Annotated in this window: 19 protein-coding genes; 17 read left to right on the top strand and 2 right to left on the bottom strand. The window is 30.9% G+C overall.

Features of this window, described 5'->3' with window-relative positions:
* Positions 1-5: 5 nt before the first annotated feature.
* Complete coding sequence (locus IEW41_RS07005) at positions 6-1,568, bottom strand: NAD(P)H-hydrate dehydratase (protein ID WP_188605631.1); 1,563 nt, start codon at positions 1,566-1,568, stop codon at positions 6-8.
* Positions 1,569-1,859: 291 nt separating this feature from the next.
* Between IEW41_RS07005 and thrA the strand changes: the two genes are divergently transcribed.
* The 8 genes from thrA (at position 1,860) to IEW41_RS06965 (ending at position 9,827) form a co-directional block, all read left to right on the top strand.
* On the top strand, positions 1,860-4,307 hold the full coding sequence (gene thrA, locus IEW41_RS07000; protein WP_188605630.1) for a bifunctional aspartate kinase/homoserine dehydrogenase I: 2,448 nt from the start codon (positions 1,860-1,862) through the stop codon (positions 4,305-4,307).
* Position 4,308: 1 nt separating this feature from the next.
* Positions 4,309-5,229, top strand: coding sequence for a homoserine kinase (locus IEW41_RS06995; protein ID WP_188605629.1), 921 nt, complete (start codon positions 4,309-4,311; stop codon positions 5,227-5,229).
* A 125-nt stretch (positions 5,230-5,354) separates the two neighbouring features.
* The gene (gene thrC / locus IEW41_RS06990) at positions 5,355-6,653 is read left to right on the top strand and encodes a threonine synthase (protein ID WP_188605628.1); all 1,299 of its coding nucleotides are present in this window, start codon (positions 5,355-5,357) and stop codon (positions 6,651-6,653) included.
* Between the two features lie 3 nt (positions 6,654-6,656).
* A complete protein-coding gene (locus IEW41_RS06985; RefSeq protein WP_188605627.1) occupies positions 6,657-7,172 on the top strand; it encodes a GNAT family N-acetyltransferase in 516 nt (171 codons plus the stop codon).
* Between the two features lie 2 nt (positions 7,173-7,174).
* On the top strand, positions 7,175-7,420 hold the full coding sequence (locus IEW41_RS06980) for a CBU_0592 family membrane protein (RefSeq protein WP_188605626.1): 246 nt from the start codon (positions 7,175-7,177) through the stop codon (positions 7,418-7,420).
* Between the two features lie 99 nt (positions 7,421-7,519).
* Positions 7,520-8,449 (top strand): hypothetical protein, encoded by a 930-nt coding sequence (locus IEW41_RS06975; protein ID WP_188605625.1) that lies wholly within the window; start codon positions 7,520-7,522, stop codon positions 8,447-8,449.
* A gap of 152 nt (positions 8,450-8,601) precedes the next feature.
* Positions 8,602-9,012, top strand: coding sequence for an ACT domain-containing protein (locus IEW41_RS06970; protein ID WP_188605624.1), 411 nt, complete (start codon positions 8,602-8,604; stop codon positions 9,010-9,012).
* Between the two features lie 134 nt (positions 9,013-9,146).
* Entirely contained in the window at positions 9,147-9,827 is a 681-nt protein-coding gene (locus tag IEW41_RS06965) for a hypothetical protein (RefSeq protein WP_188605623.1), read from the top strand.
* Between the two features lie 179 nt (positions 9,828-10,006).
* Here IEW41_RS06965 and IEW41_RS06960 read toward each other — a convergent pair whose 3' ends face one another.
* Positions 10,007-11,488, bottom strand: a complete 1,482-nt coding sequence (locus tag IEW41_RS06960; RefSeq protein WP_188605622.1) for an aminopeptidase P N-terminal domain-containing protein — start codon at positions 11,486-11,488, stop codon at positions 10,007-10,009.
* 293 nt (positions 11,489-11,781) lie between these two features.
* On the opposite strand from IEW41_RS06960, the gene IEW41_RS06955 reads away from it, so the two are divergent.
* From IEW41_RS06955 to IEW41_RS14560, 9 genes are all read left to right on the top strand, one after another.
* Positions 11,782-12,354 carry a hypothetical protein gene (locus tag IEW41_RS06955; RefSeq protein ID WP_188605621.1) on the top strand — a complete coding sequence of 191 codons (573 nt, stop codon included), beginning with the start codon at positions 11,782-11,784 and terminating at the stop codon, positions 12,352-12,354.
* Between the two features lie 32 nt (positions 12,355-12,386).
* The gene (gcvT, locus tag IEW41_RS06950) at positions 12,387-13,469 is read left to right on the top strand and encodes a glycine cleavage system aminomethyltransferase GcvT (protein ID WP_188605620.1); all 1,083 of its coding nucleotides are present in this window, start codon (positions 12,387-12,389) and stop codon (positions 13,467-13,469) included.
* 3 nt (positions 13,470-13,472) lie between these two features.
* Positions 13,473-14,387 (top strand): glutaminase, encoded by a 915-nt coding sequence (locus tag IEW41_RS06945; protein ID WP_188605619.1) that lies wholly within the window; start codon positions 13,473-13,475, stop codon positions 14,385-14,387.
* Between the two features lie 20 nt (positions 14,388-14,407).
* Positions 14,408-15,238, top strand: a complete 831-nt coding sequence (locus IEW41_RS06940; RefSeq protein WP_188605618.1) for a sugar nucleotide-binding protein — start codon at positions 14,408-14,410, stop codon at positions 15,236-15,238.
* 37 nt (positions 15,239-15,275) lie between these two features.
* A complete protein-coding gene (locus IEW41_RS06935) occupies positions 15,276-15,566 on the top strand; it encodes a 4a-hydroxytetrahydrobiopterin dehydratase (RefSeq protein ID WP_188605617.1) in 291 nt (96 codons plus the stop codon).
* 47 nt (positions 15,567-15,613) lie between these two features.
* On the top strand, positions 15,614-17,671 hold the full coding sequence (locus IEW41_RS06930) for a S41 family peptidase (RefSeq protein ID WP_188605616.1): 2,058 nt from the start codon (positions 15,614-15,616) through the stop codon (positions 17,669-17,671).
* Positions 17,672-18,706, top strand: coding sequence for a hypothetical protein (locus IEW41_RS06925; protein ID WP_188605615.1), 1,035 nt, complete (start codon positions 17,672-17,674; stop codon positions 18,704-18,706).
* A gap of 52 nt (positions 18,707-18,758) precedes the next feature.
* Entirely contained in the window at positions 18,759-19,481 is a 723-nt protein-coding gene (locus IEW41_RS06920) for a YebC/PmpR family DNA-binding transcriptional regulator (RefSeq protein WP_188605614.1), read from the top strand.
* 200 nt (positions 19,482-19,681) lie between these two features.
* Positions 19,682-19,959, top strand: a 278-nt coding sequence (locus IEW41_RS14560) for a hypothetical protein (RefSeq protein ID WP_229660191.1), incomplete at its 3' end; no start/stop codon positions are given.

Raw genomic sequence — 19,959 nt, 5'->3', positions numbered from 1 at the left:
ATTTGTTATTTTTCTGTTTGGTTTTCTTCCTCTTCATTTTCAATTTTTGGCTGTTCGGGTTGCGTAAACAAATCTATGTATGCTTTTCCTAAAGCTTCAATAACATGAGTTGCAATTAAGCTCTGATAACCATAGTCTTCAACAGTTATATCAGCAGCTCTACCATGTAGATAAACTCCAAAAACAGTAGCAGCCAAAGGATCGTAGCCTTGTGTTAACAATCCAGTAATTATACCTGTTAACACGTCTCCTGTTCCTGCTGTAGAAAGTCCTGGATTACCTGTTGAGTTTACATACATTTTATCACCTATAACTGTAATAGTATTAGCGCCTTTTATAAGCACAATAACATTATACTTTTTAGAGAATGCTTTTACTTTTTTCAGCTTATCAAAATCATTTTTCCAACTTCCAATTAATCGTTCTAATTCTTTTGGATGAGGTGTTAAAACTGTGTTTTGTGGTAGTAATTTTAAAAGTGTTTTTTTCTTTGATAAAATATTAATTCCATCAGCATCAATAACCAAAGGCTTCTTATTTGCTTTTAAAAAATCTTCAAAGGCTTTAATAGTTTTTGCTTCGGTTCCTAGTCCTACTCCTATTCCAATTGCTGTTGGTTCAGTATCAAATTTTATATTAGAAATAAACTCGTCTTCAGCATCTGAAATTACCATTGCTTCAGGAAATGATGTTTGTAGTGGAATATATCCACATTTAGGTACAAATGCTGTAACTAATCCAACACCAGAAGATAATGCAGCTTTACTTGCTAAAGTTACAGCTCCAATTTTTCCATAGCTTCCTCCTATTATTAATGCATGACCAAACTGTCCTTTATGTGAAAACTTATCACGAGGTTTATATAATGGTAATACTTCAAATTTTCCTATAAGATCAACTTCTGTTTGGGTTGTATATAAATATTCTGGATCTATACCAATATCTAAAACTTCCCATTGTACAGTATATTTTGCTGTATCAGGCAAAAAGAAAATTAACTTAGGTGTTTGAAAACTCAAGGTATGCATTGCCCAAACCACATCATTTTCATTTTCAGGAACTTTATCTGTATGCAACCCTGAAGGAATATCAACAGATAGTGTAAATGCTTTAGATGCCCTAAAAAGTTGAAATAGTTGTTTTACCCATTCGTCTGTTGGTCTGTTTAAACCAATACCAAAAACAGCATCAATAATTATATCGTCAACTCCAATTTGTGGAAAATCTTCTTTACATTCTAATAATGTTGGCCAATCTTTAGTAGTTTGCTTAATTCTATCGTAGTTAATCAGAAAATCTTTAGACCGTTTATCACTATAGTTAACTATATATGTTTTAACATTATAACCATGAGTTATTAAATGTCTTGCAACAACCAAACCATCTCCTCCATTATTACCAATTCCACAAAACACATGAATTGGTACTTGCGCACCTTGCATACGTAAGTGCAACCAATTAAAAATTTGAATTCCAGCACGTTCCATTAATTCGGCTGATGAAATACCTTGCTTTTGTGCAGTAAGTCTATCGCCTTCGTAGATCTGTTCATTTGAAAATATCTTCATATGTTTTGCCTCTGATTATACTTTTGTCGAATAAATTGGATGTTAGCTCCAATAAATGCGAATTAATTTTTTTATTTCAGTAAAAATAATACTTTTGGTAAGTATAGAATAATAAATGATTCAATCTAGTCACATAAAAAACAACTTTTCTTCCTTCATTTCTTTTGAAGGCACTACGACTATTTTTACATTTACTACAACCCTTTGGGGTTAATCACTATATATTTCTTCAGCACATATTGTATTTACATACATTTAAAAAATTTACATTAATCATTCAAACGATTAACTATGAACGTATTAAAATTTGGAGGAACCTCAGTTGGCTCTACAGAAAACATAAAGAAAGTTATACAAATTCTTGATAATTATTCAAAAGAAGATTCGCTAATCTGTGTTGTTTCTGCAGTTGGAGGTATCACAGATAAATTATTAAAGGCTGGCGAATTAGCTCAAAATAAAAATGAGAGTTATTTAGCTGAATACAAATTAATTAAGCAAATTCATTTAGATATATTATCTGAATTAATTCCAAACCAAAACGAAGCCTCAAAAGAGTATTTAGAAAGTAAATTACACGCTTTAAAAAGTCTGCTTGACGGTATTTATTTAATTAATGAACTGTCTCCTAAAACATCTGATAAATTGGTAAGTTTTGGCGAACAACTTTCTTCATTTATAATTGCAGAAACCATGAAAAGTTATGGTTTAAATGCTGTTAGAAAAAATAGCCAAGAGTTAATTATTACAAACTCTAATTTTAGTAAAGCTGAAGTAAATTACACACTTACAAATCATAATATTAGAGATTATTTTAAAAAGGCGAATCAACGTATTACGATTCTGCCAGGATTTATTTCAACTTCCGAATCTGGTGAAGTTACAACCTTAGGTCGTGGTGGATCAGATTTTACTGCAGCAATTGTTGCAGCAGCTTTACAAGTAAATCGACTAGAAATTTGGACAGACGTTAGTGGCATGTACACTGCAAATCCGAAACTAGTAAAACAAGCCTTTCCAATTGAGCGACTATCGTACCAAGAAGCTATGGAACTGTCGCACTTTGGTGCTAAAGTATTATATCCTCCTACTGTGCAGCCAGTTTTAGATTTAGGTATTCCTATTCATATTAAAAACACCATGCAACCTGAAGCTTCTGGAACCATTATAACTAATGAAAACACCAACGGGAATTCTACAACTGCAAAAGGGATTAGTAACATTAGTGATATTGCTTTGTTAACGCTTCAAGGCAACGGAATGGTTGGTATTCCTGGGTTTTCTAAACGTTTGTTTGAAACACTGGCTCAAGAAAAAATAAATGTCATTTTAATAACTCAAGCTTCATCAGAACATTCTATATGTTTTGGGATTGATGAAAAAGATGCAGAGAAAGCCGAAAAAGCTATAAATGTATCTTTTGAAAATGAAATTTCATTGCATAAAATAGATCCAATTATTGTAGAAAAAGACTTGTCAATTGTGGCACTTATTGGTGATAACATGAAAAACCATCAAGGTATTAGCGGACGAATGTTTAGTGCGTTGGGTAAAAACAATATTAATATTAGAGCCATTGCACAAGGTGCTTCCGAAAAAAACATATCTACTGTTATTGCTCAAAAAGATGTCAAAAAAGCTTTAAATACTATACACGAACGCTTTTTTGAAGATCAATCAAAACAACTTAATGTATTTATTACTGGTGTTGGAAATGTTGGAGAGCGACTAGTAGAGCAAATAAAACAGCAGAAGAAATTCTTAAAAGACCAACTTAAAATCAATCTTCGCGTTATTGGTTTGTCTAACTCCAAAACAATGATTTTTAACGATTCTGGATTATCATTAAAAACTTGGAAAGACGATTTAGCAACTGGAGAAAAAGCAACATTAGAAGGTTTTTTAGAGCGTATTAAAAAATTCAATTTAAGAAACAGTATTTTTGTGGATGTCACTGCCAACGAGCAGGTTTCAAATATTTATGCCGACTATCTAAAAGAGAATATTGCTATTGTAGCTTGTAATAAAATTGCGTGCTCTAGTGATTATGAAAATTATAATAAGCTAAAGTATTTATCAAGAAAATATAATGCGCCTTTTTTGTTTGAAACCAATGTTGGTGCTGGTTTACCAATTATAGATACACTTAATAATTTAATTGCTTCAGGTGATAAAATCACATCAATTCAGGCTGTGTTATCTGGTAGTTTAAACTTTGTTTTTAATAACTTTGATGACAACACCAAGTTTCATGATGTTGTAAAACAAGCACAAGCTGAAGGCTATACAGAACCTGATCCTCGAATTGATTTAAGCGGTGTTGATGTTGCAAGAAAGATTTTAATTCTAGCGCGCGAAAGTGGTACACAAATGAATCTTGAAGATATAGAAAACGAATCTTTTTTAACTACCTCTAATTTGAAAAGCACTTCGGTTGATGATTTTTATAAAACTTTGATAAGTGATGAAGCTCATTTTCAAAATTTATACGCTTCAGCAAAAGCAAATAATTGTCAGCTTAAATATGTTGCAGAATTTAATAATGGAAAAGCAAAAGTTGGTTTAAAGGAAATTCCGCAAGGACATCCTTTTTACAATCTAAAAGGAAAAGATAATATTGTCATGTTTTACACACAACGTTATCCAGAACAACCAATGATTATAAAAGGCGCAGGAGCTGGAGCAGATGTTACTGCTTCAGGTTTATTTGCTGATATTATTAGAATAGGAAATAAGTAATATGAATGAAATAAAAATATTCTCACCTGCAACGGTTGCAAATGTATCTTGCGGATTCGATGTTCTCGGATTTTGTTTAGATACTATTGGCGACGAAATGATTATTCGTAAAACGGATAAAAAAGGCATTTATATTAGCAAAATTGAAGGTCACGATTTACCGTTTGAAGTTGAGAAAAACGTTGCTGGAGTATCAGCCTTAGCATTATATGAAGATGCACAACCTAATTTTGGCTTTGAAATAGAAATATATAAAAAAATTAAACCAGGAAGTGGTGTTGGTAGTAGTTCGGCAAGTGCAGCAGGAAGCGTATTTGCAATCAATGAACTTTTAGGCAAGCCATATAACAAAACACAACTTACTTACTTTGCTATGAAAGGTGAAGCTTTAGCAAGTGGTAGTGAACATGCCGACAATATTGCTCCTGCCCTTTTTGGTGGATTTACGCTTGTAAAGAGTGTTACTCCAATTGAAGTATTGCAAATTCCAACGCCAAGTAATTTGTATGTAACTGTTATTCATCCGCAAATTGAAATAAAAACGTCTGAAGCTAGAGCTATACTACCAAAAGAAGTAGAACTAAAAAAAGCAATTACGCAATGGGCTAACGTTGGTAGTTTGGTTCATGCGTTACACACCAATGATTATCAGTTAATAAAACGTTCGTTAGAAGATGTTATAGTTGAACCACATAGAAGTAAGCTAATTCCGTTTTTTAATGATGTTAAATTAGCTGCAAATACATACGCGTTAGGAACTGGAATTTCTGGCTCTGGACCATCAATATTTGCACTTAGTGAAGGTATTGAAAATGCAAAGAAAGTAGAACAAGCTATTAGAAATGTATATTCAAAAACTGATATTGCTTTCGAAACTTATGTATCTAAGATTAATGTGCAAGGAATGAAAATATTAAGTTGATGTCATTATGAGGAACAATGTGACGTGGTAATCTTATAAAAAAGAAACAGATTACCACAGCAAATAAATTTGCTTCGCAATGACCATAAACAAATCAACAAAAAACGAATTAGACACTATCATTAATGAACTACTACTCACTAAATAAAAAAGCACCAAACACATCATTTAAAGATGCTGTTATAAAAGGATTAGCACCTGATAAGGGATTGTATTTTCCTGAATCTATAACGCCATTGCCAAAATCTTTTTTTGAAACTATTGATAACTTATCGCATTCAGAAATTGCTTTTACAGCCATTAAACAATTTGTAAGTCCAGATATTCCTGAAGATGTTTTAAAAACTATTATTGAAGAAACACTATCGTTCGATTTTCCAATTGTAAAGCTTAATGAAAATATTTCTACATTAGAACTTTTTCATGGTCCAACAATGGCTTTTAAAGATGTTGGCGCACGATTTATGGCACGTTGTTTAGGTTATTTTAATACAAACAACACTAACGAAGTTACAGTTTTAGTAGCAACTTCTGGCGATACTGGAGGCGCAGTTGCAAACGGTTTTCTTGGTGTTAAAGGTGTAAACGTTGTTATACTTTATCCTAGTGGAAAAGTGAGCGATATACAGGAAAAACAACTCACAACACTAGGTCAAAACATATCAGCTTTAGAAGTTGATGGTGTTTTTGACGATTGCCAAGACATGGTAAAACGTGCTTTTTTAGATGAAGAGTTAACAAGCAAAATGCAACTTACATCTGCAAACTCAATAAATGTTGCACGTTGGTTACCACAACTCTTTTACTTTATGTTTGCTTACAAGCAATTACACAATAAACATAAAGAGATTGTCTTTTCTGTGCCAAGTGGAAACTTCGGAAATATTTGTGCTGGTATGATGGCACAACAATTAGGCTTGCCTATTAAACATTTTATTGCTGCTAATAATGAAAATAATGTAGTCACAGAGTTTTTAGCTACAGAACACTATAACCCAAAACCATCAGTACAAACTATTAGTAATGCAATGGATGTTGGAAATCCGAGTAATTTTATTCGTATTCAAGAAATCTATAACAACAATTTTAAAGCACTTAAAAACAACTTATCGTCTTATAGTTTTACAGATGATGAAACACGCAAAGCATTAAAAGAAATTTATGATGATTATGGTTATATAGCAGATCCTCATGGAGCTGTTGGCTATCTTGGTGCAAAAGCATATTTAAAGAACAATTCTAATGCACATTGTGTGTTTTTAGAAACAGCTCATCCAACCAAATTTTTAGATGTTGTTGAAGATGTTATTTCTAAAACTGTTGAGTTACCAGCACAGATTGAAGCGGTTATGGACAAGAAGAAAAAGTCTATTGAGATTTCAACCTATGATGAATTGAAAAGCTTTTTATTAAGTCGTAACTAATCTATGAATACAATAATTCGCGCCACAGTCAAAGATGCCAAGTTACTTGTAAACATTGGAAAAACCTCATTTATTGAATCTCATGGCATGAGCGCTTCTAAAGAAGATATTGATGCCTACGTAAGTTTAAAGTTTAATGAAACTACGTTTACAGAAGAATTACAAGACTCCAAAAATCATTTTTATATCATTTATCATAATGAAACAGCAATAGGCTATTCAAAGATTATTTTTGATGTTCCTCACAAAAATATTGACTATAAAAATGTTACCAAATTAGAGCGTCTTTATTTGCTTTCAGACTACCATCATTTAAAACTTGGTTTGGAACTTTTCAATTTTAATGTGCAAATATCAAAGAAACACCAACAAGCTGGTATGTGGTTATTTGTTTGGATTGAAAATACTAAAGCCATTAAATTTTATAATAATTTTGGTTTTAAGATTATCGGAAGCCATGATTTTGAGATTTCCAAAACACATTCCAATCCTAATCATCAAATGCTTTTAACGTACTAATTATGAATTTAACAGACTGGCTTGGCACTATTGGAGTATTACAAATACTCCTCGCCTATTTTTTAAATGTTATTGGAAAAGTATCTAGCAAAAGCCTCGCTTTTATATTACTCAACTTAATAGGAGCTTCAATGGCGTGTTTTGCATCTGTACTTTTAAAATATTGGCCATTTATTGTGTTAGAAGGTGTTTGGGCTTTAGTGTCATTATACTCGTTTATAAACTATCTTTCTAAACCTAGAATTTAGAGCTTGATTTTGTCAGAAAAAAAGGCGAACTTCGTTTAACTGTCGATATAGATAATTGAAACAATCCATATCGTCGCATTAGCTGTAACCTGAAAAAAAATGGAAACTGATTACAAATTATTTTATACAAGTTACTTAAAAGAGTTCCATTTAGTAAAAGCAATTAATCTCAAGAAAGCTATAGCTGAAAGTGACCAATTGGATATTGAAATTAAAAAGTTTGAATTATATAATAATTTAACTAAAAACACAAAATTCATTTTACAAGCAGATTTAAGGCAAAATTATTTTCATTCAATAGAAACATTTTTTGAGTTCTTTTTCGCCTTCCTTCCTAACAATGATAATATTCCTGACAATACTCTCATACTGAAAAAATTAGTCAAATCCGATTGGAGAAAAAATTACAAAAGAATTGAAGACATTGCAAGTGAAAAACTAAAATTAAATTTTCTTGACAGAATTATTGAATTTAATGGTAATAAGATTTCTATCGGGCATTACATGTTTTATTTAGGAGTATTTTCCAAAGAAAAGTTTCCAGAAGAAATTTTTAAGTCAATTGAGAAAAGTATTGACGCCGTAAAATATGGAATTATTGAAATCGCTAAAGACTTTTCAAATAGAGATGAATACAACGCATATAAACATGCATTAAGAATTTTCCCTTCTTTTGAAGCAATATATCTTTTAGATGCAGAAACGAAAGAAGTTGGAATGAAATGGGATATTTCAAATTCACTCTCTTTTCAGACTTATGATGAAAAAAAGAATAAGACTAGTATCAAGACAAAACTGTTCGACTCGGAACGAGATTTTAGAATGACTCATTTTTGCAGTAATATGATTTATAACATAATTTCATTTAGAGAAATTGTATTCTGTAATAATTCAAAAAAACGAGAAGAAAATGAAAAAATTGCAATAAAAATTTTTGACAAAGAGTCTATTGATAAATGCAGAGAATATAATATTGAAATTCAAAATATAGAATTTACAACAGAATTGATAAAAAAAGGCTACAGCTAACAATGGCTAAAAAAATTGCTTAATTCAATAAAATAGAATGTTTCTAAAACACAAAAACACTAAATTTAAACATCGGAAAATTGCGTTTTCAAAACCGCAACTTTTCCTAGCCTAAACCGTTAAACGAACCTCCAAAAAATCACTTACAATACATGAATCACACAACTGGAGAAACCAATTTAGCACAATTAGTAAAAGGCATGACACCCAAACTAAATGATGGAGATTATGTGTTTGTAACTGTTAAAGACTATAAACACATAGGCAGAGACATTACCATTTGTGAGTTTAAAGAAAAAGAAGGCATTACCATAGTTATTGAAAAACATAAAGCAGATGTGCTTAAATTGCCTTATAACTATATAGCATCATGGATTACGCTAACAGTACACTCCTCATTAGATGCTGTGGGATTAACAGCTGTGTTTTCAGCCGAACTAACTAAATATAATATAAGTTGTAACGTAATTGCTGGCTATTATCACGATCATATTTTTGTAGATAAAAAAGATGCTAGCAAGGCAGTTGAAGTATTAACTGCATTGTCTAAAAACTATAAATAAAATTAGTTTTGTCGTTTTCAATAAAAAAAACGAAATTAGTAACAATAACTAACTAATTTGTGGAGGTCAGATACCACTTAAAAAAACGAATTGTTTTTGATGAATTATCAAAACAATATTAAAGAAGAAAATATATGTCAGATCAAAAAGTATTTGTAGCAAGCGACGAAAGCAAGGCTAAAGCAAAACAGTTTAGAGTATTTGCATTCTTGGCTTGGATTGTAGCCATTGCGCTTCAGTTTTTTGCAATTTTTAAATTAATTAGCGACGAAACAATGGTATGGTTAATTGTTGTTATCGTTGTTATTTTGGCTTTAGCTATAGTAGCTTCAATGCTATGGAAAAAAGCAAACAAGCTAGATCCTGCTTCAGAAAAGGATAAAGTAAAATTCTTTGTACAAAGTCAGCTAGGTGCAATAATGGGTGTTTTAGCCTTTTTACCTTTGGTGATTTTAATTTTTACTAACAAAGATTTAAGCGGAAAAACTAAAGGCATTGCTGGTTCTATTGCTGTAGTAGCTATGCTAGTTGCTGGAATATCTGGCGTTGATTTTAATCCGCCTTCAGTAGAACAATATACCGAAGAAATTAATAAGCAAACGTCTGTTTTAAAAGATATGAATGTGCCTGACAATGTACATTGGACAAGTGCAGGAAACAAATATCATATTTATGAAGATTGTTATCATATAGCTAACAGAGACAATAAAACTACTGGAACTGTAAAGCAATCGTTTGAGCAAAGAGGTATTTCTGAACTTTGTAAAACATGCGAAAAGAGAGCTTTGGGTGAAAATGAAAATACTCCAGAATAAAAATAAATTTATAACAACTAAAAAGAGGTTGTCTAAAAAGACAATATTTTGTCAATCTGAACTTGTTTCAGATTCTATAACAAGTTTAAAATCAAATAATTAAGATTCTAAAATAAATTCAGAATGACAGATTTTTTAAACTTTTCAGACAGCCTCTTTTTTATATTTATTTTTTTAGACTAGTCTAACTTTGGAAGTTTAAAATTATCAAGCACACTGCTTTCTTTCATTAATGCTTCAATTTCTTCAGCTTTACGAGGTGCTTCAGCAGATAAATTAACTGGTCCATTTTCAGTAATTAAAATATCGTCTTCAATACGCACAGCAATTCCCCACCATTTTTTATCACAATCACTTCCTTCAGGAATATAAATTCCAGGTTCTACAGTAATAACCATATTTGCTTCAAAATCGCCTCTTAAACTTGGGTCGTGTACATCTAAGCCAATATGATGTGATGTTCCGTGAGGAAAATATTTCCAAGCATCAGCTTCTGTTTTAACAATGCCTAGCTTTATTAAGCCTTCAGCAATTACTTTACGAGCAGCTGTATCTGGAGATCGTAAATTATTCCCAATTATCGAAGCTGCTATACCTGCTTCTTGCGCATTATAAACAAGATCGTAAATTGCTTTTTGCTCTGGTGAAAACTTACCATTTGCTGGAATTGTACGTGTAACATCCGCAGTATAACCATGATATTCAGCACCTAAATCCATAAGTACCAAATCGTTTTCTACTTTCATCTTGCTGTTTTCAATGTAATGTAACACGCAACCATTGTTTCCAGCGCCAACAATACTTGGATAGCCTTCATACTCGCTACCATATTTTTTGTAAACATACTCATGCACACCTTGAATTTCTGTTTCAGACATTCCTGGATGCATTGCTTTCATAATTTCGCGTTGTCCCATTGCAGATATTCGCACAGCTTTAGTAAGCAATACCATTTCTTCTGGTGTTTTAACTTGTCGTAATCCAGCCATTAATTGAGATAATGTTCTGTTATCTACAGTAGCTTTTTTCTCTTCTATGTTTGTAGATTGATTTAACTCTACAGTCATAGTGTTTTCTGAATTTATTGCCGTTTGAGTAGCTTCAAGCTGACTTCTAAATGATTTTACCAAATCAAACAAATCGGCTTCATCACGTGGAGAATCTCTATAATCATCTTTAAAACTATCAAATAACACTTTATCAAATTTAGTGTAGTCTATACCAGAGTTTAAAAACTCTTTTCCGTTAAAAGCCATATCAAAACCTAATTGACTTTTTGCGCCTTCAACTCCCAATCTGTAGCCTGTCCACTGCTCTGCTTGAGGATTTTTTTCTTGTACATAAAGTAACTCGTTATAAGTTTTGCCTTCAGCATTTGTTTGCTTCTCAGAAAAAATTACAAGAACAGAATTTGGCTCTTTATAACCTGTTAGATAATAAAAATCTGGATCTTGATGATATACATAATCTACATCATTAGAACGATTACGCTCTGCATTTGCAAAAAAGACAGCAACTGTATTTTTTGGCATTTTTGCTCTTAAAGCTTCTCGTCTTTCTTTATGAAATTGAGATGATAAATAATCTTCTGGTGTTCCTTTTTGAGCTATAATTGAGCTTGAAAATGTTAAGAAACAAAGTAAAGTAATTAGTGATTTCATTTAGTGTTTAATTAATTATTCCGAAAAATAATGATAATAATATTTATAGTGAATTATGTCATGAATATTAACAAATTTTTAAACCGAAAAGTTGCTTATAAAAACAGATTATTTTCAATACTTTTGTGCAACAATTATGGAAAATATACTTGTAGGAATTATTAAGTTTTTTGCACACATCATAGAAGATGTTGCAGCTCATTCAAATTTAAAAAAAGCTATAATTTATTCATTTGCAATACTTTCTATATGTATTTTAATATTATATTATTTAACCAAAGACAATTAGCACTGTGAAAAAAAAGCTGATAATTTTAATTGCGATTTTAACTTCAAACTTTATTGAAGCACAATTCATAAAAGAAAAATCGATTAATGCTCAAATTGGATATGGTATAAGTTTACCATATGATAGTGTAGATGAAACTACTGATGATGGTTTTTTTATGCAAGGCGAATTAGTTTTAGAAGCTTATTCTTGGTTAGAAATAAGACCATATGCAGGACTAATTTTAGTTAATTCAAACGGAAAAGATATTGATGGTAATCCAACAAATGAAAAAGCTGAATCAAAAGCATTTTTAATTGGAGGAAAAACAAGACTTAGAGCTCCAATTCGTTGGGTTGCTCCATATATTGAAGCTGGTTTTGGAATTTCAGCTGGTAAATTTGAAACTTTTACAGCATTTACTAATATTAAAAAAAGCGGAGTTATTTATCACATTCCTGTGTCTTTTGGATTAGAATTAGGGAAAAAAAATAATTTTGATTTAGGATTTACATATTTTTTTCATCCAACTGTTGAACAATATTCTGGAGCATTTACACTTGGTGTTACCATCCCATTAAAAGACAAACAAAAATAAGTTTACTCAAATAATAACCAATTATAGTATATATGAAAAATACAGCATTAACATCAACTCACGAAGCCCTTGGAGCAAAAATGGTGCCTTTTGCAGGATTTAATATGCCTGTTCAGTATGAAGGTGTAACAGCAGAACATGAAACTGTTAGAAACAGCGTTGGTGTATTTGATGTATCTCACATGGGAGAATTTTTAATTGAAGGTGAGCATGCTTTAGATTTAATACAAAAAGTAAGTAGTAATGATGCTTCTAAACTAACTATTGGTAAAGCACAATACAGCTGTTTGCCAAATGATAATGGAGGAATTGTTGACGATTTAATTATTTATAAAGTTAAAGAACAAACCTATTTATTGGTTGTTAATGCTAGTAATATTGAGAAAGATTGGAATTGGATTAAATCGAAAAATGATGTTGGTGCAGAAATGCGCGATTTAAGTGATGACTATTCGCTATTAGCTATTCAAGGTCCAAAGGCTGTTGAAGCTATGCAAAGTTTAACGAGTCATGATTTATCGTCAATTGCGTTTTACAACTTTATTGTTGGTGATTTTGCAGGTATTGAGAATGTAATTATTTCGGCAACAGGTTATACAGGAAGTGGTGGATTTGAAATTTATTGCAAAAACTCTGAAGTAAAACAAGTTTGGGACAAGGTTTTTGTAGCAGGAAAGGATTTTGGAATTAAACCAATTGGTCTTGCTGCTCGCGATACTTTACGTTTAGAAATGGGTTATTGTCTTTACGGAAATGATATTGATGACACTACCTCTCCTATTGAAGCTGGTTTAGGTTGGGTAACAAAATTTACTAAAAAGTTTACTAATTCTGAAGCTCTTGAAGCCGAAAAATTACGTGGACCAGAACGCAAACTAGTGGCTTTTGAGTTAGATGAACGTGGTATTCCTCGTCATGGTTATGATATTGTTGATGGTAACGGGAAAACGATTGGTGTTGTTACTTCTGGTACTATGTCACCATCGATGAATAAAGGAATTGGTTTAGGTTATGTGCCAACAATTCTTTCTGAAGTTGGTAGCAAAATTAACATCCAAATACGTAAAAACGCTATTCCTGCAACAGTTGTAAAACTCCCTTTTTATAAAAAATAATACATGGTAGATTTTCAGAGTGTTTTAGATGATATTTATACTAACTTAAAAGATGAAGTTAATAGAGGTTTAGTAGCATCATACATTCCTGAATTATCAAATATCGATGCACAACACTTTGGAATTTATTTAAAACACTGTAATGGACAGTCATATTCTGTAGGAGATTGGAATCATAAGTTTTCTATTCAAAGTATTTCTAAAGTATTATCACTATCAATGGCATTGCCATTATATTCTGAAGCTATCTGGAAACGTGTAGATGTAGAACCTTCAGGGAATCCGTTTAATCATTTATCACTTTTAGAACTTGAAAATGGTATACCAAGAAATCCACTAATTAATGCTGGAGCCATTGTTATTGCAGATGTTCTTGTTAGTCATTTAAAAAATCCAAAACAAGATTTTTTAAATTATGTTAGAGACTTAGCAAACGATCAAAGTATAGATTATAACTACAAGGTTGCAGCATCTGAAAAGCTAACAGGATACACAAACTATGCAGCTGCTAATTTGCTTAAAGCTTATAATAATTTAGATAATGATGTAGATGAAGTATTAGATTTTTACTTCCATCAATGTTCACTTGAAATGAATTGTCAGCAATTGTCTAATGCATTCTATCTTTTTGCAAATCATGGAATAAGTTTACAACAAAAACAATATTTAACACCTAGCAGAGCAAAACGTATTAATGCAATAATGCTTACTTGTGGTTTTTACGATGAAGCTGGTGAATTTGCATTTGAGGTTGGCTTACCAGGAAAAAGTGGTGTTGGTGGTGGTATAGTTTCATTATTACCCAACCATTTTACAATAGCTGTATGGTCTCCAGGACTTAATGAAAAAGGAAATTCTCTCTTAGGTATGCAAGCATTAGAGCAGTTTACTACTAAAACAAAACTCTCTATTTTTTAATTAGTGCTCACAACTCATTTATGCAAAAGTTTGAAAGCAAACATAAAATCTTAATTTTAGGTGCTAGTGGTTTTTTAGGGAATGCACTATACAAAGAGCTATGCTCCTACTTTAAGACTTTCGGAACCTATTGCACACCAAATAACGGGTTAGAAAACAACAAACATTTTTTTCAATATAACATCGAAGAAGATGATGTATTTGAAATTTTAGAAGCAGTTAAGCCATCAATCATTATATCTACATTACGAGGTGATTTTCACGCGCAAATTATAGCTCATCAACATATTGCAGAATATTTACATTCTCATGATTGTAAGATTATTTTCTTTTCTTCAGCAAATGCTTTTGATGCTTATAGCAAATATCCAAGTTACGAGTTAGACAAAACCTTAAGCGAAAGTATTTATGGTCATTTTAAAATAAAAATTGAAAATATGTTGCTACGCTTAACTAAAAAGAAAGTTGTAGTAGTGCGCTTACCAATGGTTTTAGGCTCTCAATCGCCTAGAATAAAAGAGATCAAACAACACATCCAAGACAAAACTGCAGTAGAAATTTTCCCGAATTTAATAATGAATGTTACTACAGATTCAAAAGTGACACAACAAATACATTACATTATAAATCAGAATAAAACTGGTATTTTTCACTTAGGAAGCACAGATCTGGTTCATCATGATGAATTTTTCACAGATATTACTAAACTTCTCACAGATAACAAAGTAAGCTTTAAGCACGTTTTCACTACAAATGAAGATAGATATCTTGCTGTCTTGCCTAAATTCAATAAACTTCCAAAACATTTACAAATTACGAGTGCAGAAGTTTTAAGCGAGCTTGATAAATAGATTATATTTCTTTACTTTTAAAAGAAATATAATCTACATGACACCACTATCTAAAGAAGACATAGAAAAAAAATTATTAAGATTTCCAGATTGGGAATACTACGATAATGCTATACATGCTGAGTTTGAATTTGATAATTTTAAAGACTGCTTTAGTGCTATGAGCAGAATAGCCTTTGAATGTGAAGCTTTAAATCACCATCCCGATTGGACAAATGTTTATAACGTTTTAACCATTTCTTTATCTACACATAGCGCAAATGGTGTCACTGAAAAAGACTTTAAACTCGCTGAAGCAATCGAATTTATTGTTGAAGTACAAGAATAATGTGTTATATCGCCAAATTTATTATATTTCCGAATTAGACTTACTTTATGATTAAACGATTATTCGTATTTACACTATGCTTTTTAAGCCTGCAAGCCTATAGCCAAGATGATACTTTATTTTGCAAGCAGGTATCTGCATTACAAACACTTATAAAAGACTCACACTATAGTCCTAAACCAGTTAATGATAGCTTATCTAAAGGTGTTTACCATTTGTTTTTAAGTGGTTTAGATAATTACAACCGCTTTTTTCTAGAAAGTGATATAGAAACGTTTAAAGAAGATGTATTAAAAATAGACGACTACATTGCGACAAACGATTGCAGTTTTATTGATAAATATATTACTATACTTCAAAAACGTATTGAAGATTCAAAACAATATGTTGAAGCATTAAATAATGAAAACTTTGATTACACAGGCAAAGACACGTTATATTTTAAACCAGGAAATAGTTCTGGTTATTTTAAAAATATAGACTCTGCAAAGCGTTATTGGAGTAAGCGTATGCGCTACCAAATAGTAGAAAAACTAATTGAAGAAGATAGCGTTTTTGATAATGTAAAAAGAAACTTTAAATCTTTAGAGGCTACTTTAAAACCAAAACTAATACAAAATCAAATTTGTGAATTAGATGAAATCTTACATAAAAACGGAAATATAGACACTTATGTTAAAGAATTATTTTTAAATGCTTTGGTTGCTTATCAAGATCCGAATTCTTCATTTTTTAATGATTCTGATAAAGTTCTATTTGAAACCTCAGTATCAAATAATCAGTTAACATTTGGTATCACAACTGCAAAAAACAATGAAGGTGAAATTATAATAGCATACATTACTCCTGGAAGCGCAGCGTTTAAAGATGGTAATTTTGAAGAAAATGATGTTTTAAAAACACTTACTTCTGGTGATGAAATTTTAGAAACATATTGCGTGTCTAATGAAGACATAACTGCGTTTACAAATGATGAAAAGCACAATACCATAACCTTTAAAATTAAAAAGCAAAACGGCTCAATTCATAATATAGAACTTACCAAAACAGTAACAAAAGTTGAAGAAAATACTGTAAGAGGTTACGTTGTTGAAAATGGCTCAAACTTTGGATATATAGAAATTCCTGGTTTTTATACAGATTTAGATTCACCTAACGGTTTAGGTTTAGCTAACGATGTTGCTAAAGAACTATATAAACTTGAAAAAGAAGACATTAAAGGTTTAATATTAGACTTAAGATTTAATGGTGGAGGCTCAATGAAAGAGGCTGCAGATTTATCAGGAATGTTTATTAATAGAGGCCCTTTATCTGTTTTAAAATATAATAATGGAGACACTTTTACAATAAAAGACGCTAATAGAGGTTCACTGTTTAATAAGCCAATAATAGTACTTATAAATAATTATAGTGCTTCAGCATCAGAATTTTTTGCAGCTGCTTTACAAGATTATAATAGAGCTATAATTGTCGGTTCGCCAAGTCATGGTAAATCTTCAGCTCAAGTTATATTACCACTAAGCGAAACTAACGATTTAGGATTTTGTAAACTCACAGTAGAAAAGTTTTATCGCGTGAATGGTAAAAGTCATCAATCTATTGGTGTTATTCCAGATATAAAATTTCCATCAATTTACGATAACTTAAAAACCAGTGAGCAATATGAAAGATTTGCTTTAAAAAATGATTCAATAGAAGTGTCATTAAGACATATTCCCCTAAGACCTATTGCTCTAAAATCGATTAAAACAAATAGTGAAAATCGCATAGCTAACGATGATAATTTTAAAACCATAAAATTAACCAACGAAAGACTATTAAACGATTTTATTAATAAAACCTATCAATACCCAATAACTATTGATGGTATATATACAGATATTGAAAACTACAACAATCTTTGGAATGAATTTTATTCCAACATAAACAAAGCACCTTTATCAATTTCGGCTAGAAACACATTATCAACAGCAGAAGTTATTGAGTATAATACTGATGATGCAAAAGCAAATGCAATTATTCTAGACAATATAGCTAACGATATTTACATTGATGAAGCATGCTCAATTCTATTAGATTATATTAATTCAAAAACTACTAATTAAATGAATTTTTTAAAACCCTTACTTACTGTTTTTATCTTACTAATAGCTTACACAACACATTCACAAAGTTTTAAAAATGCCTCTGAATATTTAGATTTTATAGCCACAGAGCAAGAATCTGTCACAAAGAATATGTGGAAGTACACCAAAGCTATTGCTCATAGCAAAAATGACCGAACTATAAATGCAAAACGAAATGTACTTTTAAAAACTGTTGAAAAAGCAATTGCAAAAATTGAAAATGCTGATGGTTATGATGGCGAAGATTATAAAAAACAAGTGTTAACTTATATGAGATTAAACGAGAGTTTATTAAACCAAGATTATGCTAAAATTATAGATATGAAAGAAGTTGCAGAACAATCTTACGATGCAATGGAAGCCTATGTTTTAGCTCGTGAATTGGCTGATCAAAAAATGGAAGATGCTTATAATGAATATGACACAAATTTCAGACTATTTGCTGCCAAACACAACATTAGTATAGTTGAGAGTGAGACCGATTTAGGAAATAAAATGAAAATTTCAAATCAGGTTTTTAACCACTATAACGAGTTATATCTTATTTATTTTAAGGTAAGCATTAATGAAATGTATCTTATAGACGCTTTATCAAAAAACGATGTTGGAGCAATTCAACAAAATGCAAATGCATTAAGTCAGACTGCAAAAGAAGGTTTAGAAATATTAAAAACTGTTGAGCTGTACAAAAATGACAAATCTATAGCAGAAGTTACAAAAGATGCGTTTGAGTTTTTTATAGATGAAGCCGACAACCAAGTGCCACAACTTACAGAGTTTTTAATTTTAAACGAAGATTTTGAAACAATAAGAAATACATTAGAAAAAACTCCAGAACGTAAACGAACTAAAGAGCAAATAGACACTTATAATAAAAAAGTGAAAGACATAAATAAGGCAGTAGATAACTATAATAAGGTAAATACTAAGCTAAACAAAGACCGCCAAAACATCATTAATAAACTTAATACAACAAATGAAAACTTTTTGGCAAAACACATACCTAACGATTAACAGATTTTTTTAAATTTGCCATCGGTTATTAAAACACATAAATAGTAAAGAAATGGGAAGAGCTTTTGAATTTCGTAAAGCACGTAAAATGAAACGTTGGTCTGCAATGAGCAAAGCCTTTACACGTATAGGTAAAGACATTGTAATGGCTGTAAAAGAAGGAGGTCCAGATCCAGATAGTAATGCACGATTAAGAGCAGTAATACAAAATGCAAAGGCAGTAAACATGCCAAAAGATAATGTAGAGCGTGCTATAAAAAGAGCTTCAGATAAAAACCTTGGTGACTTTAAAGAAGTTTTATTTGAAGGTTATGCACCTCATGGTATTGCAATTTTAGTTGAAACAGCAACAGATAATAATACAAGAACTGTAGCAAATATTAGAAGCTATTTTAATAAATGTGATGGTAGTTTAGGTACATCAGGTTCTGTTGTATTTATGTTTGATCATACTTGTAATTTCAGAATTAATGCAGAAGGTTTAGACCCTGAAGAGCTTGAATTGGAATTTATTGATTATGGTGCAGAAGAAGTTTTTGCAGATGATGATGGCATTTTAATATATGCGCCTTTTGAGAGCTTTGGAGCTATCCAATCTGAATTAGAGACCAGAGGTATAGAAATTTTGTCCTCTGGCTTTGAACGCATTCCACAAGTTACTAAAGCGCTTACACCAGAACAAGCTGCAGATGTTGAGAAGCTTTTAGAAAAAATTGAAGAAGACGATGATGTACAAAACGTATATCATACCATGGAAGAAAATACAGAAGAATAATAGTTTTTAGTATTTAAATACATTTTAAGAGGACAATTAGTCCTCTTTTTTTATGAAAAAAAATCCAAAACGCAATGAGGAATAATATTAGAAATGTATGAATTTCAACACCTTATAGAGTTTAATAACTTCTTGTCGTGAATATTACCTTACAAATTTGGCTTATGCTTATAATTGTAATAACTTATAATTGATGAATTATGGATAATATATATACAATTCAGAAACCAAATTCAGCCTCAAAATATTTGGGAATAATTGGCATATTAGTATCGCTGTTTCTATTGTTTTTTTATTCTAATTGTATAGAATTCTTTATTTATATTGGTGAACAATATGTTGATTTAGAAGGAAAAATTGAAGCTAATCAAGTTATAAGCATAAAAGTTGTAATTGCTACTTTAATAATTCTTTTATTTAGTATTAGTATTCTATTTCTTTTTAATGTAAAATTTAGATTTAAAGAAATAATAAACAA

Origin of the sequence: Aquaticitalea lipolytica, from assembly GCF_014641635.1 — a bacterium.
GTDB lineage: Bacteria > Bacteroidota > Bacteroidia > Flavobacteriales > Flavobacteriaceae > Aquaticitalea > Aquaticitalea lipolytica.
This window is presented reverse-complemented; position numbering and strand designations above follow the sequence as displayed.